This is a genomic window from Streptomyces sp. NPDC045846 (assembly GCF_056431605.1).
Window position 1 is genome coordinate 424,630 of the sequence record NZ_JBWKKJ010000009.1, and the last position, 14,332, is coordinate 438,961.

The following is a 14,332-nucleotide window of genomic DNA, read 5'->3' on the forward strand; positions in this document are numbered from 1 at the left end:
CGAGAGGCCGAGCAACAGCGCGGTACGAGCGCTGAACGGGGCTACACGACTCGTTGGCAGCGCATCCGTAAGGCGTACCTGTACCGCAACCCGTGGTGTCTGCTGTGCGGTCGCACGGCCACGGTTGCCGACCACTTCCCCTTGTCGCGACGTCAGTTGGTGACTCAAGGGGTCGCCGACCCCGACGCGTCCAACAGGCTGCGTCCGCTGTGCACGCGCTGTCACAACCGCGAGACCGCGAAGCGCCAACCTGGTGGTTGGGCAGCCGCAAATGTGAAGCCAATTCGGACATAAATACCGCCTAGACCAGGCGGGTACTCCCCCCTCCCCGCGCTCAAGATCGGCAGGGAGGCAAAAAACTTGCATGGCTGATTAGGCCGTTTCTGTGGGCGCCGCAAGTGAATGTCAGCGGCATCTTTCGTTTACCTCGACCAAAGTGAAGGAATTATTTATGTCTCTAACTCTTGCTGAATCTGCGAAGCTCTCCCTTGACCAGCTTCAGCGTGGCGTGATCGAAACGTTCGTTCAGGAGTCGCCGATCCTGGACCGGCTTCCGCTGATATCCGTTGCGGGCAACGCCTACCGGTACAACGAGGAATCCACCCTTCCCGGAGTCTCGTTCCGAGGAGTGAACGAGGCCTACCCGGAGAGCACTGGCACGCTCAATCAGCGGATCGAGACGCTTGCCATCCTGGGCGGGGATGCGGACGTGGACAAGTTCATCGTGCAGACCCGGGGCAATCTCAACGATCAGCGGGCCGTGCAGACCGCAATGAAGGTCAAGGCTGCGTCGGTTCACTTCGCGGACCAGTTCTTCAACGGTGACGTAGAGGTGAACCCGAAGGGGTTCGACGGGCTGCGCAAGCGGCTGCTTGGCGGGCAGGTCCTGGACGCCAAGGGGATCGGTCCGGTCGCCAACAGCCATGACTTCTTTGATGCGTTGGACGCGCTGGTTGCGCAGGTGCGCGGCATCGGCGGCGCAAACGGGGCGCTCTACATGAACGCTGCGCTCCGGGCGAAGATCGAGTCTGGGTTCCGGCGGCTCGGCGGTGCCGAACTTCTCTCGGCTGAAATCGCTGGGAAGCGCACCACCACGTGGAAGGGCATTCCGCTTCTTGATGCGGGGCAGAAGCTGGACGGCACCGACGTACTCCCGCTGACCGCCGGAACCGGCGGCAAGCAGACCGGTGACATCTACGCCGTGCGCTTCGGGGTCACTGAAGCGGACGCCGGAGTGACCGGTCTGACCAACGGCGGCGTACAGACCACCGACCTGGGCGAGTCCCACGACAAGCCCGTGTACCGCACCCGCATTGACTTCTACTGTGGTCTCGCCCTGTTCGGCGGGAAGGCCGCCGCACGGCTGACCAACGTCCTCGCCGGCTGATCTATACACAGAGCCCCCGCGCTCGTCATCCCTCGCAGAAGGGACGGCGGGGGCGGGGGCTTTCTGTGTGTCCGGCTGAACCACGGGCGTAGCGTAAGGACATGGCCTCTGAGCACTTGGGCGACCGGTTGAGTCGCCTGCGTCGCCTCGCCGATCTGACTCAGGAAGCGTTGGCGGATCGGTCCGGCGTATCGGTAGACGTCGTACGCAAGTTGGAACAGAAACGCAAGCACAGTGCCCGCTTGCCCACGCTCCATGCGCTGTCAAAAGGGCTCGGGGTGGAACTGACAAGCCTGTTGGGGGACCCGCCCGGAGTTCCTTCGACTGGCGAAGCAGACCCTCCGGCCCTGGTCGCCGTGCGTCGCGCGATCATGCCGCCTCTCTTTGCCGTGCCCTCGGAGCCGACAGGTGCCGAACGGCTGTCTCCGTCACTGCTGCGAGCAGAGCTGACCCAGGGGTGGACGCTGTACCACGATGCCGAGTTCGGTCGGCTCATGGAGGTGCTCCCAGGGATCATTGCGGACGCAAGACTCGCCGCTGCCGTGGGTACTCCGGAGCAAAGAGCCGCCGGGCAGGCCGCGCACGGTAAGGCGTTGCAGCTCGGTGGTCATCTGGCGATTCGTTTAGGCAAGTCAGATCTTGCGCTCTCGGCCCTGGAGCGGGCTATAGAAGCTGCGCGCCAATCCGCTGACCCGTTGCTGCCCGCCATGGTGTCCAACTCCGTGGCATGGGCTTATCAACGACAGAATCGGCTGGATGACGCGCAGCACCTCGCCGTGTACGCAGCTGACGGCGTCGAGAGAGAGCACGTCCATACCGCTGAAGGAGTCCGTGTCTGGGGCGGTCTGCTGATGTCGGCTGCGACCAGTTACGCCAGGAACGATGATTACGACACCGCCGACACGATGATGAAGACAGCTGAGAGGGCAGCAGATCGCCTTGCGACTCTCCCGCCCCCACCAGACAGCAAACTGGTATCAGTGTTCAGTCGATCGTCGGTCCGCATTGAGCGTGTGCGTCTCGCGGTTCAGCATGAACGCCCCCAGGAAGCACTGAGCTTGGCCAAGGGGATGCGGCTCAGCAAGGACATCCCGCCGTCATGGCGTACCTGGCTCCTACTGGATGTGGCCCGCGCGTATACGGATGTGGGAGACGCGGCAGGCGCCGTTCGAGCACTCGAATCGCTGCGCCGGGTAGCTCCGGCGTGGATGCGGCATCACACACTCGCTGTGGCCATCGTCAGCGACTTGTGGGAGTCATCGGCGCGACCGCCGGGCCTGCGCAAGCTTGCCGAGTTCCTGGGTGTCGCCAATTAGCGTGCTCAGACTAGGACGTTGCGTCCCTGGGAGGAGTCTCTGCTCGGCGACACGATCGTCACACGACGTACGAGGGGACGGCGAGACGACATGAGTAGCAGACGATTCGCGGTGGACAAGGGCACGGATGCCGTCGGTGAGATCGTGGCCGAGTACGAGGGATCTGTGTTCCTCCGCCCACCTGGTGGCGGCATGGAATGGTGCGCGCCGCCCAACCAGGTACGTCCGTGCACCGAGGCAGAGCTACGGACTGCGCAGGTGTTTTCGACGCCTGTCGTCGCCTTCCCCTGGGCGTGACCACGCCCCTCCTTCGGCCGTCCGGGCCGGTCATCGATGCTCGGGGCTGGCCGCCCCGCACGGGCCGACTGGAGTGGGGCGCGCAACGGCGCGGGGACCGAATCCTCGCAGGCAAGACGAAAGGACAGGCCCATGACCGAAGTTCCCGGGTTCGAATTCCGGACGTCCAGCATGTGCACGTACGAGAACAACAACCCCCGGTGCGTCGAAGTCGCCACGAACGTGCCGGGCACGGTGGCCGTTCGTAACTCTGTGACTGGTCGGTCCTTGGAGTTCACCGCTGTTGAGTGGTCCGACTTCCTCACGGGTGCCAAGCTGGGAGAGTTCGACCTCTCGGCGTAGGAGCTTGCCCATGATCCAGTGCCCGCGCTGTGGCGGTGGCGCAGAACCCGACCCGGAGCACTCCGGCGTGATGCGCTGCCTGTCCTGCTGGAATGCATGGACCTTGCCGACGGAGCGGCATTGCTCGGGCACTGCCCGAGGGGCCTTCATCCCCGCGCTGCGGATGCTGGACGAGTACCGGAACCTGAACCGCTGAATCCCAGGACCAGCCCTGCCCGCCCGCCGCTCTCTGCGGTGGGCGTGTGGGGCTAGTCGGTGTCCTTGGTCGTCCGATCGCGGACGTAAGTCCCTCGCTGCGGCACGGTGTAGACGTAGCCGAGCTCCCTTAGGTGTCGCACGGCCCGCCGGGCAGTGTCACGAGCCACACCCCACCGCTGGATGAGGGCAGACTCGGAAGGGATCGGGCGATCCACTGCGAGCGTGCCTGACTCGATATCCCGAATGATCTCCGTGGCGATCTGCTGATACGGCGGCGTCGGGGCGTCGTAGTCAATGGTCGGACTCATGCCGAAGAGCGTAGACAACCAGCCACGCCTAGTTCCGTATCCATACGTAGGTAGACGAGGGTAGAGGAGTTGCCTTACGGTCAAAACGCAAGCGCCCCGGAAGACCGCTGGAACGGCCCGCCGGGGCTAGCCGAAACAGCTACTGAGGAGCTGAACGACTATGCGCGATCGTATCTCCCGCGCCCTTTACTGGGCCCTCGCCTTACTCGCGCCCCGGACTCGCCGGGCCAAGCCTGCCGGACGCCACTCTGCGGCGTATCTCGCCGAACACGCCACGCCCGCGCTGCTGGTCATCTGCGCTCCGACCACGCCGATCCCGCCGCACGTCCTTGCCCGCTCGATTCCGTCCCCCTGGGCCCACCGCGTCGGGCCGTGGCTGGTCGCCAGGGAAGCAGAACAGACGCTAGAGCTGAGAGTGATCAGGGAGCGGCGACGAGCCGTCGAGTTCGCCATGCACGGCAAGGACTACCCCTATACCTATCCCGGCGCCCCGTTCCCCGCGTCTGCGTTCGCTGCTGCGGGGGTGACCGCGTGACCGTCGAGGAACTGTTTCCGCTCGTACTGCCCGGTCGCGTGGCGCTGTGCATCGAGTGCAAGACGCTCACGCACGCCCCGATTGCTGTCCGCTGGATACAGAGCACCAGCGGTCCCGGGACGACTCTCCATGCGTGCCCCGATCATGCGCACGCGCTGACTCATGGTCCGCAGTGGGACGAGCTGCCCGCGAAGCGTCGTTCAGCAGGCAATTAGCAAGCCTTTCCAAGCTGTCCCGCCCGGCAGGCGGCCGTGCGGGACAGAACCCCTACTTACGAGCATCGGGGCTTCCCTGGACCCTCCGGGGGTGGGTGGGGTGGGGTGAGCTCGGGGGAGGGTCGGATGCGATCGGTCGCGCGCGGGTCGTGCGTGGCTGTTCGCGCAGTTCCCCGCGCCCCTGAAATTTGTCCGCGGGCCGTACGTGGCTTGTCGCGCAGTTCCTCGCGCCCCCTCAGACCCGCTTTCGTCCGCGGGCCGTGGACGGCTGGTCGCGCCGTTCCCCGCGCCCCCAACCCCGTTCGACGTGCGGGTCGTGCTCGCTTCTCGCGCAGTTCCCCGCGCCCCTTAGCAGTACGGTGCTGGCCCGCATGGGCAACCTCAGCCCGTCCGGCGATTGAGGACGAGCGCCTTCGCCCGGCGGGGCGGGGAGTTACAGCCAGCCCGCGAATTCCAGGAGCAGTTCCGCGTCCCGGTCACGGCCCGCCGCACGCGCGCGCAGACCCGATTCCACCGCGCGGAACAGCGTCCAGCCGTGCAGCCGGTCGGCATCGACGTCCAGGGAGTCCGCGAGCTTCTTGACGCGGCGGCGGGCGGCCGAGGGCCCGCTCGGCGCCGCGATGAGGTCCTCCACCCGGTCCCGCACCAACCGCGCCAGGTCATAGGCCCGTTCACCCACCAGCGGCTCGGGACCCACCGTCAGCCAGGGGGCCCGCTCGCCCGAAAGCACCTTGCTCTGGCGGAAGTTGCCGTGCAGGAGCAGCGACTCGGGCGCGGCCGCGGCGAGTTCGTCGCGGGCCGCGAGCGCCGCCGAGACCAGCGGCGCCAGTTCGGCGTCCCGCGGCGCCCGCATCGGCACGCTCTGGCGCTCGGTCCGCTCGGCCACCGTCTCGAAGGCATGGCCGCCGGGCGGCTCGACCCACAGGCGCCGCACCGTTCCGGCTGCTTCGAGCAGGGCCTTCGCCTCGGGCAGCGAGCGCAGCGACACCTCGGGGTGCAGCCGCTCCAGGAGCAGCGCGTCGTCGGGGGCGCCGTCCTCCATCAACTGGGCCGCGCCCCAGCCGTTCCAGTGCGCCAGGGCCGCGCGCTCCAGGTCAGGGCGGGCGAAGGAGGGGGCGACCTTGAGGGCGGCGGGGGAGCCGTCCGGACGGTGGACGAGGGCGACCAGACTGGAGCGGCCCCCCGGCGCCTGCACCCGGTCGACGGTGAGCTCGCGCCGGGCCGCCGACTCCTCGGCCAGCGCGGGCAGCCGGTCGAGCCACGGCCCGGCCAGCGCGTCCCCGTACGTCTCGCCGAGCGCGCGGACCAGCCGCTCAGGCGGTTCGAAAGCCATGCGTGTATTGCCCCTTGCTCAGGTACTAGCCGGTGGAACTCAGGTACTGGCCGGTGGAACCGGTGCGCTCGGGCGTTCCGCGAGCCCAGGAAAGGCTACGCTGCCGCCCCGCCAGCGCACGGCCCGCACCGCCGCCTCCCGCAGGGCGGCGGCCGCCTCCTGACGCAGCGGCCCCTCGGCGGCCCGGACGAGGTCGGAGTAGACGTCGGCCACCCGGTCCTCCAGCTCGGCGGCGAGCCGCAGCGCGGCCACGGCGTCCGGCACGGCGAACGGCAGGGCGTAGGCCGCGGCCGCCGCCACTGGCGATCCGCCCAGGTCACGCACCGTACGGGCCAGGGAGTCCCGGCGCGAGCGGTGTGCGGCGTAGGCCTCGCGGGCCTCGCCCGCCCGGGGGTCGGTGAGCCGCCCGCCGAGCACGCCGTACCCGTACACCGCCGCGTGCTCGGCGGCGAGCGCGGCCTGGGACGCCTCCAGGGGCGGGTTCATCGGGCACCCCCGCCGAGGAGGTAGGCGTGCCCCGCGCCGGAGGCCGCGACCGAGGCGAGCAGCCGGGCGAGCTCCGGCGGCGCGGTGGCCAGCGCCGCCAACTGGGCGTCGGAGGTGCGGCGTTCGGCCTCGGCGAGCTCCTTGACGGCCTCGTCGGCGTCGCTGGGAACCGGCGAGAGCGCGCCCGGCGCCGTGGGGGAGGGGGACGGCGGGGACGACGGCGCGGCCGGCGCGAGGGCGCTGGTGTGCTGGGCGGCCTGATCGCGCAGCGGCGCGAGCCGGGTGTGCAGCGCCGGATGCATCGCGAGGACGGCGTCGTACCGGGTGACGAGCGCCCGGCTCGCGGCCGCGGTCCGCACGCGCAGCGCCGCCTCCGCCTGGGCCGCCGCCTCGCGCGCCGCGGTAGCGGAACCGCGCGTACCGCCGCCGGAGCAGCCGGCCAGCGCACCTGCGGCCGCCGCCCCCGTCACGGCCAGCACACGCCTTCGCGTGGTCCCCGGGTGCCCCACGTGTCTCTCCCTGCGTGCCGGTCCGCCGGTGACCGGGTGATCACCGCAGGCGAGCGTACCCGCGGGCCCCGGGCCGTGGACGGCAACACCCTCCGGGACCGGATACCCTTTGATCTGACGGCGGCCGACCGATGACGGCTGCCGTGCGCGACGACGATCCCCCACAACAGCAGACGCGGCCGAGGAGTCACCCGGATGAGCACGACCCAGAGCGACAGGCTGCGCGGTCTTCTTGAACCGCTCGTCAGCGCGAAGGATCTGGACCTCGAGGAGATCGAGGTGTCCCGGGCGGGCCGCCGGCGCGTGCTGCGGATCGTGGTCGACTCCGACGACGGCGTGGAGCTGGATGCCTGCGCCGAGCTGAGCCGGGCCGCCTCCGAGCTGCTCGACGAGAGCGACGTCATGGGCGAGGAGGAGTACGTCCTCGAGGTGACGTCCCCCGGGGCCGAGCGCCCGCTCACCGAACTCCGCCACTACGTGCGCGCCACCGGACGGCTCGCCCGGCTCCAGCTGCACGACGGCGGCGAGCTGGTCGCGCGGATCCTGAAGGCCGACGACGACGGCATCGACACCGAGATCCCGGGTGTGAAGGGGCGCAAGCCCACCGCCCGCCGGATCGCCTTCGCGGACATCGCCAAGGCGCGGGTCGAGATCGAGTTCAACCGCAAGGACGGCAAGCGCGACAGCGTGAGCGACACCCAGAACGACATTGACAACGAAGAGGAGGCGTAGCCGTGGACATCGACATGAGTGCCCTGCGGGGTCTGGTCCGGGAGAAGGAGATCTCCTTCGACCTGCTGGTCGAGGCGATCGAGTCGGCGCTCCTCATCGCCTACCACCGCACCGAGGGCAGCTTCCGGCGTGCGCGCGTGAAGCTCGACCGTGAGAACGGTCATGTCACGGTGTGGGCGAAGGAAGACCCGGCGGACCTCGAAGAGGGCCAGGAGGCCAAGGAGTTCGACGACACCCCGTCGGACTTCGGCCGGATCGCGGCGAGCACGGCCAAGCAGGTCATCCTGCAGCGGCTGCGCGACGCCGAGGACGACATCACCTTCGGTGAGTTCGCCGGCCGCGAGGGCGACGTCATCACCGGCGTCGTCCAGCAGGGCAAGGACCCGAAGAACGTGCTGGTCGACATCGGCAAGATGGAGGCCATGCTGCCGGTGCAGGAGCAGGTGCCGGGCGAGGAGTACACGCACGGTCTGCGCCTTCGGACGTACGTCGTACGGGTGGCCAAGGGGGTGCGCGGTCCTTCGGTGACGCTGTCGCGCACCCACCCCAACCTGGTCAAGAAGCTGTTCGCGCTCGAGGTCCCGGAGATCGCCGACGGTTCGGTGGAGATCTCGGCCATCGCCCGCGAGGCCGGTCACCGTACGAAGATCGCGGTGCGCTCGACGCGCAGCGGCCTCAACGCCAAGGGCGCCTGCATCGGCCCGATGGGCGGCCGGGTCCGCAACGTCATGGCCGAGCTGCACGGCGAGAAGATCGACATCGTCGACTGGTCGGACGACCCGGCCGAGATGGTGGCCAACGCGCTGTCCCCGGCCCGGGTCTCCAAGGTCGAGGTCGTGGACCTCGCGGCCCGCTCCGCCCGGGTGACCGTGCCGGACTACCAGCTCTCCCTCGCCATCGGCAAGGAGGGCCAGAACGCCCGGCTCGCGGCCCGCCTCACGGGCTGGCGCATCGACATCCGCCCGGACACCGAGCAGCCCGCCGAGGACTGACCGGCCCGCTCGGGAATAAGAAGTGGCCCTGCCCCTGCTCAAGGAGGCAGGGTGAGCTTTCTGGACAACAACCGTTCGATTTTTGCCCCACAGGGGTGAGGTCGGTGCGGGGAGGTAGACTTAAACGTGTCTGGCCGGACGCACGCCCGCGCCTGCCCTGAGCGAACCTGCGTGGGATGCCGGGAGCGAGCGGCCAAGAGCGATCTGCTGCGCATCGTGGCGGTCGAGGGTGCTTGCGCCCCTGATCCTCGCGGTACGCTGCCCGGCCGGGGTGCGTATGTACACCCCGCCTCGGTCTGTCTCGACCTGGCGGTCCGCCGCCGGGCGTTCTCCCGGGCCTTCAAGGTCGGGGAAGCGCTCGACACCGCGGTTCTGCGGGAGTACGTGGAGCAGGCAGCAACGTAAGAAGAAGTACGGCACGGAATCCCGTGCGGTCAGGTACCTCGCGAGTTGGAAGTAGGTCGAGATTGCGATGAGCACTCGATGAGTACGCGATGAGTACGCCCATGAAGTAGCGACGGTCCGGCGGTAACCCGGACCTAAAAGGAGCGAAGTGGCTAAGGTCCGGGTATACGAACTCGCCAAGGAGTTCGGGGTGGAGAGCAAGGTCGTCATGGCCAAGCTCCAAGAACTCGGTGAATTCGTCCGTTCGGCGTCCTCGACGATCGAGGCGCCGGTTGTACGCAAGTTGACTGACGCACTGCAGGGGCCCGGCGGCAACGCCGGCAAGTCCGCTGCGAAGCCCGGCGCGCCCCGCAAGGCCGCGCCTGCCAAGCCCGCGGCGCCCTCCCCGGCCGCCGCGGCACGTCCTGCTGCCCCGAAGCCCGGCGCCCCGGCCCCCAAGCCGGCCCCCGCCGCGCCTGCGGCCCCGGCCGCCCCGGCGAGCAGCACTCCCTCTACGCCGGCTCCGGCCGCCTCGGGCCCGCGCCCGGGTCCGAAGCCCGCCCCGGCCAAGCCGGCCCCGGTCACCCCGGTGCCCGCCGCCGAGTTCTCGGCCCCGGCTCCGGCCCAGCCCGCGGCGCCCCAGGCCCCGCGTCCCGCCGGTGCCACCCCCGGCCCGCGTCCCGCTGCCTCCCGTCCGGCCCCGGCCGGCGGTCAGCGTGACGGTGGCCAGCGCGACGGTGGCCGTGGCGGCGACCGTCCGGCCCGCCCCGCGGGTCAGGGCGCACCCCGCCCGGGCGGTGCCCGTCCGGCCGGTCCGCGTCCCGGCAACAACCCCTTCACCTCGGGTGGCTCCACCGGAATGGCGCGCCCCCAGGCGCCCCGTCCCGGTGGCGGCGCCCCGCGGCCCGGCGGTGCCGGTGCCCCCGGTGGCGCCCCGCGCCCGCAGGGCGGCCCCGGTGGCGCTCCGCGTCCGCAGGGTCAGGGCGGCGCCCGTCCGAGCCCGGGCGGCATGCCCCGTCCGCAGGGCGGCGCCCCGCGACCGGGTGGTGCTCCCGGCGGTAACCGTCCCAACCCCGGCATGATGCCGCAGCGTCCGGCCGCGAGCCCGCGTCCCGGCGGCGGTCCCGGTGGCCGTGGTCCCGGTGGCCCCGGCGGTCGTCCCGGTGGCGGCGGCGGTGCCGGTCGTCCCGGTGGTGGCGGCGGCTTCGCCGGCCGTCCGGCCGGTCCCGGTGGCGGCGGTCGTCCCGGTGGCGGCGGCGGCTTCGGCGGCCCCCGTCCGGGTGGCGGCGCTCCCGGTGGTGGCGGCGGCTTCGGCGGTCGTCCCGGTTTCCAGGGCCGTCCCGGTGGCCCGGGTGGCCGCGGTGGCACGCAGGGTGCCTTCGGCCGTCCCGGCGGGCCCGCCCGTCGTGGTCGCAAGTCGAAGCGTCAGAGGCGCCAGGAGTATGAGGCCATGCAGGCCCCGTCGGTGGGCGGCGTCATGCTGCCCCGCGGCAACGGACAGTCCGTCCGCCTGTCGCGCGGTGCCTCGCTGACCGACTTCGCCGAGAAGATCGGCGCCAACCCGGCGTCGCTCGTCGGCGTGATGATGAACCTCGGCGAGATGGTCACCGCCACGCAGTCGGTCTCCGACGAGACGCTGAAGCTGCTCGCGGACGAGATGAACTTCATCCTGGAGATCGTCAGCCCCGAGGAGGAGGACCGCGAGCTGCTCGAGTCCTTCGACATCGAGTTCGGCGAGGACGAGGGTGGCGAGGAGTCTCTCGTCGCGCGTCCGCCGGTCGTGACCGTCATGGGTCACGTCGACCACGGCAAGACCCGCCTTCTGGACGCGATCCGCAAGACGAACGTCGTGGCGGGCGAGGCCGGTGGCATCACGCAGCACATCGGTGCGTACCAGGTCACGACCGAGGTCAACGACGAAGAGCGCAAGATCACCTTCATCGACACCCCGGGTCACGAGGCGTTCACCGCCATGCGTGCCCGTGGTGCGAAGTCCACCGACATCGCGATCCTCGTGGTGGCGGCGAACGACGGTGTGATGCCCCAGACGATCGAGGCGCTGAACCACGCCAAGGCGGCCGACGTGCCGATCGTGGTCGCGGTCAACAAGATCGACGTCGAGGGCGCGGACCCGACCAAGGTGCGCGGTCAGCTGACCGAGTTCGGCCTGGTGGCCGAGGAGTACGGCGGCGACACGATGTTCGTCGACATCTCCGCCAAGCAGGGCCTCAACATCGAGTCCCTCCTGGAGGCCGTCGTCCTCACCGCCGACGCCTCGCTCGACCTGCGGGCCAACCCGGAGCAGGACGCGCAGGGCATCGCGATCGAGTCCCACCTCGACCGCGGCCGCGGCGCCGTCGCGACCGTCCTGGTCCAGCGAGGCACCCTGCGGGTCGGCGACACGATGGTGGTCGGCGACGCGTACGGCCGAGTCCGCGCGATGCTCGACGACAAGGGCGAGAACGTGGAAGAGGCGGGTCCCTCGACGCCGGTCCTCGTCCTCGGTCTCACCAACGTCCCGGGCGCCGGCGACAACTTCCTGGTCGTCGACGAGGACCGTACGGCCCGTCAGATCGCCGAGAAGCGTGCCGCCCGTGAGCGCAACGTCCGCTTCGCCCGCAAGGGCGTGCGGTTCTCCCTGGAGAACCTGGACGAGGCCCTCAAGGCCGGTCTGGTGCAGGAACTCAACCTCATCATCAAGGGCGACGCGTCCGGTTCGGTGGAGGCCCTCGAGTCCTCGCTGCTCCAGCTCGACGTCGGCGACGAGGTCGACATCCGCGTCCTGCACCGCGGCGTGGGTGCGGTCACCGAGTCGGACATCGACCTGGCGACCGGCTCCGACGCGATCGTCATCGGCTTCAACGTCCGCGCTGCCGGGCGTGCCCAGCAGATGGCGGAGCGCGAAGGCGTCGACGTCCGGTACTACTCGGTCATCTACCAGGCGATCGAAGAGATCGAAGCGGCCCTCAAGGGCATGCTCAAGCCGGAGTACGAAGAGGTCGAGCTCGGCACGGCGGAGATCCGCGAGATCTTCCGCTCGTCCAAGCTGGGCAACATCGCCGGTGTCCTGGTCCGGTCGGGCGAGGTCAAGCGCAACACCAAGGCGCGCCTGCTGCGCGATGGCAAGGTCATCGCGGAGAACCTCACCATCTCGGGTCTGCGCCGCTTCAAGGACGACGTCACCGAGATCCGCGAAGGCTTCGAGGGCGGTATCAACCTCGGAAACTTCAACGACATCAAGATCGACGACGTCATCGCGACGTACGAGATGCGCGAGAAGCCGCGCGGCTAGTCCGTGCAGCTGATCCGTACCCCCGGAGGCGCGGCCTCCTGAGGAACGAGTGTCGGGGCCGATCGGCGGAAGATATTTCCGTCGATCGGCCCCGGCCGTTCCGTGTACGGTTCTGATGTCCCTGCCAAGGCTTTGGCGGGGTCCTCTAACCCGTACCGGCGGGACATCCGGACATCCATGTATGTGGGGACGCTGTCCTTCGATCTGCTCCTCGGCGACGTACGGTCGTTGAAGGAGAAACGCTCCGTCGTCCGGCCGATAGTCGCCGAACTCCAGCGCAAGTACGCGGTGAGCGCGGCGGAGGTGGGCGACCAGGACCTGCACCGCAGGGCCGAGATCGGCCTCGCGGTGGTGTCCGGCGACACGGGGCACCTGACAGACGTACTCGACCGGTGCGAGCGGCTCGTCGCCGGCCGGCCCGAGGTGGAACTGCTCTCGGTGAGACGCAGGCTCCACAGCGACGAAGACTGAACACCAAGCAAGGCTTGAGAAGGAGAAGGACCAGTGGCCGACAACGCGCGGGCGAAGAAGCTGGCGGACCTCATCCGGGAGGTGGTGGCCGAGAAGCTGCTGCGCGGCGTCAAGGACCCGCGTCTCGGAACGCATGTGACGATCACGGACACCCGGGTCACCGGCGACCTGCGGGAGGCCACGGTCTTCTACACGGTGTACGGGGACGACGAGGAGCGGGCGGCCGCCGCGGCCGGTCTGGAGAGCGCCAAGGGCATCCTGCGCTCCGCGGTCGGCACCGCCGCCGGCACCAAGTTCACGCCCACCCTGACGTTCATCGCGGACGCGCTCCCCGAGAACGCCAAGACCATCGAGGACCTCCTCGACAAGGCGCGGGCCTCGGACGCGGCGGTGCGCGAGGTGTCCTCGGGCGCCAAGTTCGCCGGTGACGCCGACCCGTACAAGAAGCCCGGCGACGAGGACGACGCCACCGAATGAGCACCGCAGCAAAGACGCCCGACGGCCTGGTCATTGTCGACAAGCCGTCGGGCTTCACTTCGCACGACGTCGTGGCCAAGATGCGCGGCATCGCCAGGACCCGCCGCGTGGGCCACGCGGGCACCCTCGACCCGATGGCGACCGGCGTGCTCGTCCTGGGCGTGGAGCGGGCCACCAAGCTGCTCGGCCACCTCGCCCTGACCGAGAAGGAGTACCTCGGGACGATCCGGCTCGGCCAGGACACCGTCACCGACGACGCCGAGGGCGAGATCATCTCGTCCACCGACGCCTCCAAGGTGACCCGCGAGGGCATCGACGCGGGGGTCGCGGAGCTGACCGGCGCCATCATGCAGGTTCCGTCCAAGGTCTCCGCGATCAAGATCGACGGCAAGCGGTCCTACGCGCGGGTGCGCGGCGGCGAGGAGTTCGACATCCCGGCCCGTCCGGTGACCGTCTCCTCCTTCCGCGTCTACGACGTCCGCGAGGCCGTCGCCGAGGACGGCACCCCGGTCATCGACCTGGTCGTCTCCGTGGTCTGCTCCTCCGGCACCTACATCCGCGCCCTCGCCCGCGACCTCGGGGCCGGGCTCGGCGTGGGCGGGCACCTCACCGCGCTGCGCCGCACCCGGGTCGGCCCCTACGGCCTGGACGCGGCCCGCACCCTGGACCAGCTCCAGGAGTCGCTCACCGTGATGCCGGTGGCCGAGGCCGCGGCCGCCGCCTTCGCGCGCTGGGACGTCGACGCGCGCCGCGGCGGGCTGCTGCTCAACGGCGTACGGCTGGACATGCCCGACGAGTACGAGGCCGGGAAGCCGGTCGGCGTGTTCGGGCCCGGGGGGACGTTCCTCGCGCTGGTCGAGAACCAGAAGGGGAAGGCCAAGAGCCTCGCCGTGTTCGGCTGAGAGACCCACCGTGGAGCGGGCGGGGCGGCCCGCTCCACGATCCCCCTCGCAAGGGGTCTATCCGCCGGACCTGGGGGATTCACCCCTACGAGCAGGCGCTCGGAGTGAACCACGGGAGCACAGGGGGGCGCTTTCCCGCGACGTGCTTCTCGGGCG

15 protein-coding genes are annotated in these 14,332 nt (G+C 69.9%); 11 read left to right on the plus strand and 4 right to left on the minus strand.

Translation table 11 applies throughout. The features are described 5' to 3' along the window. Positions 1-451: 451 nt before the first annotated feature. From AC07F3_RS26820 to AC07F3_RS26830, 3 genes are all read left to right on the plus strand, one after another. A complete protein-coding gene (locus tag AC07F3_RS26820) occupies positions 452-1,387 on the plus strand; it encodes a major capsid protein (RefSeq protein WP_479116978.1) in 936 nt (311 codons plus the stop codon). A gap of 101 nt (positions 1,388-1,488) precedes the next feature. After that, positions 1,489-2,703 carry a helix-turn-helix domain-containing protein gene (locus AC07F3_RS26825; protein WP_479116979.1) on the plus strand — a complete coding sequence of 405 codons (1,215 nt, stop codon included), beginning with the start codon at positions 1,489-1,491 and terminating at the stop codon, positions 2,701-2,703. 429 nt (positions 2,704-3,132) lie between these two features. Beyond that, positions 3,133-3,342 (plus strand): DUF397 domain-containing protein, encoded by a 210-nt coding sequence (locus AC07F3_RS26830; RefSeq protein ID WP_479116980.1) that lies wholly within the window; start codon positions 3,133-3,135, stop codon positions 3,340-3,342. Between the two features lie 248 nt (positions 3,343-3,590). Here AC07F3_RS26830 and AC07F3_RS26835 read toward each other — a convergent pair whose 3' ends face one another. Continuing rightward, positions 3,591-3,848 (minus strand): GntR family transcriptional regulator, encoded by a 258-nt coding sequence (locus AC07F3_RS26835; RefSeq protein WP_479116981.1) that lies wholly within the window; start codon positions 3,846-3,848, stop codon positions 3,591-3,593. 160 nt (positions 3,849-4,008) lie between these two features. On the opposite strand from AC07F3_RS26835, the gene AC07F3_RS26840 reads away from it, so the two are divergent. Beyond that, positions 4,009-4,383 (plus strand): hypothetical protein, encoded by a 375-nt coding sequence (locus AC07F3_RS26840; RefSeq protein WP_479116982.1) that lies wholly within the window; start codon positions 4,009-4,011, stop codon positions 4,381-4,383. A 648-nt stretch (positions 4,384-5,031) separates the two neighbouring features. Here the strand turns inward: AC07F3_RS26840 and AC07F3_RS26845 are convergent. Genes AC07F3_RS26845 through AC07F3_RS26855 form a run of 3 tightly spaced genes read right to left on the minus strand, consistent with a single transcriptional unit; the run spans position 5,032 to position 6,926 of the window. Further along, positions 5,032-5,931: an aminoglycoside phosphotransferase family protein gene (locus AC07F3_RS26845; RefSeq protein WP_479116983.1), complete on the minus strand. Its 900-nt coding sequence runs from the start codon at positions 5,929-5,931 to the stop codon at positions 5,032-5,034. Between the two features lie 39 nt (positions 5,932-5,970). After that, positions 5,971-6,417: a ferritin-like domain-containing protein gene (locus AC07F3_RS26850; protein WP_479116984.1), complete on the minus strand. Its 447-nt coding sequence runs from the start codon at positions 6,415-6,417 to the stop codon at positions 5,971-5,973. Continuing rightward, on the minus strand, positions 6,414-6,926 hold the full coding sequence (locus AC07F3_RS26855) for a hypothetical protein (RefSeq protein ID WP_479116985.1): 513 nt from the start codon (positions 6,924-6,926) through the stop codon (positions 6,414-6,416). Before AC07F3_RS26855 ends, AC07F3_RS26850 begins: the two co-directional genes overlap by 4 nt. Before the next feature lie 195 nt (positions 6,927-7,121). Here AC07F3_RS26855 and rimP point away from each other — a divergent pair, with 195 nt between their 5' ends. The 7 genes from rimP to truB all read left to right on the plus strand — a co-directional run bounded on the left by rimP (position 7,122) and on the right by truB (position 14,176). Further along, on the plus strand, positions 7,122-7,658 hold the full coding sequence (gene rimP, locus AC07F3_RS26860; RefSeq protein WP_479116986.1) for a ribosome maturation factor RimP: 537 nt from the start codon (positions 7,122-7,124) through the stop codon (positions 7,656-7,658). Between the two features lie 2 nt (positions 7,659-7,660). Continuing rightward, complete coding sequence (gene nusA / locus AC07F3_RS26865; protein WP_114041267.1) at positions 7,661-8,650, plus strand: transcription termination factor NusA; 990 nt, start codon at positions 7,661-7,663, stop codon at positions 8,648-8,650. Positions 8,651-8,776: 126 nt separating this feature from the next. Continuing rightward, on the plus strand, positions 8,777-9,055 hold the full coding sequence (locus AC07F3_RS26870) for a YlxR family protein (protein ID WP_479116987.1): 279 nt from the start codon (positions 8,777-8,779) through the stop codon (positions 9,053-9,055). Positions 9,056-9,203: 148 nt separating this feature from the next. Next, a complete protein-coding gene (infB, locus tag AC07F3_RS26875; RefSeq protein ID WP_479116988.1) occupies positions 9,204-12,326 on the plus strand; it encodes a translation initiation factor IF-2 in 3,123 nt (1,040 codons plus the stop codon). Positions 12,327-12,503: 177 nt separating this feature from the next. Then, positions 12,504-12,797, plus strand: a complete 294-nt coding sequence (locus AC07F3_RS26880; protein ID WP_114041264.1) for a DUF503 domain-containing protein — start codon at positions 12,504-12,506, stop codon at positions 12,795-12,797. 33 nt (positions 12,798-12,830) lie between these two features. Beyond that, a complete protein-coding gene (gene rbfA / locus AC07F3_RS26885; RefSeq protein ID WP_479116989.1) occupies positions 12,831-13,274 on the plus strand; it encodes a 30S ribosome-binding factor RbfA in 444 nt (147 codons plus the stop codon). After that, positions 13,271-14,176: a tRNA pseudouridine(55) synthase TruB gene (truB, locus tag AC07F3_RS26890; RefSeq protein WP_388981493.1), complete on the plus strand. Its 906-nt coding sequence runs from the start codon at positions 13,271-13,273 to the stop codon at positions 14,174-14,176. The genes rbfA and truB overlap by 4 nt, the downstream gene beginning before the upstream one ends. Positions 14,177-14,332: the final 156 nt, after the last annotated feature.

Coding starts and splice junctions, on each gene's coding strand:
- AC07F3_RS26850 (WP_479116984.1), bottom strand. CDS start 6,417: ATGAACCCGCCCCTGGAGGCGTCCCAGGCCGCGCTCGCCGCCGAGCAC.
- truB (WP_388981493.1), top strand. CDS start 13,271: ATGAGCACCGCAGCAAAGACGCCCGACGGCCTGGTCATTGTCGACAAG.
- AC07F3_RS26835 (WP_479116981.1), bottom strand. CDS start 3,848: ATGAGTCCGACCATTGACTACGACGCCCCGACGCCGCCGTATCAGCAG.
- AC07F3_RS26825 (WP_479116979.1), top strand. CDS start 1,489: ATGGCCTCTGAGCACTTGGGCGACCGGTTGAGTCGCCTGCGTCGCCTC.
- rimP (WP_479116986.1), top strand. CDS start 7,122: ATGAGCACGACCCAGAGCGACAGGCTGCGCGGTCTTCTTGAACCGCTC.
- AC07F3_RS26845 (WP_479116983.1), bottom strand. CDS start 5,931: ATGGCTTTCGAACCGCCTGAGCGGCTGGTCCGCGCGCTCGGCGAGACG.
- AC07F3_RS26880 (WP_114041264.1), top strand. CDS start 12,504: ATGTATGTGGGGACGCTGTCCTTCGATCTGCTCCTCGGCGACGTACGG.
- AC07F3_RS26830 (WP_479116980.1), top strand. CDS start 3,133: ATGACCGAAGTTCCCGGGTTCGAATTCCGGACGTCCAGCATGTGCACG.
- AC07F3_RS26820 (WP_479116978.1), top strand. CDS start 452: ATGTCTCTAACTCTTGCTGAATCTGCGAAGCTCTCCCTTGACCAGCTT.
- AC07F3_RS26840 (WP_479116982.1), top strand. CDS start 4,009: ATGCGCGATCGTATCTCCCGCGCCCTTTACTGGGCCCTCGCCTTACTC.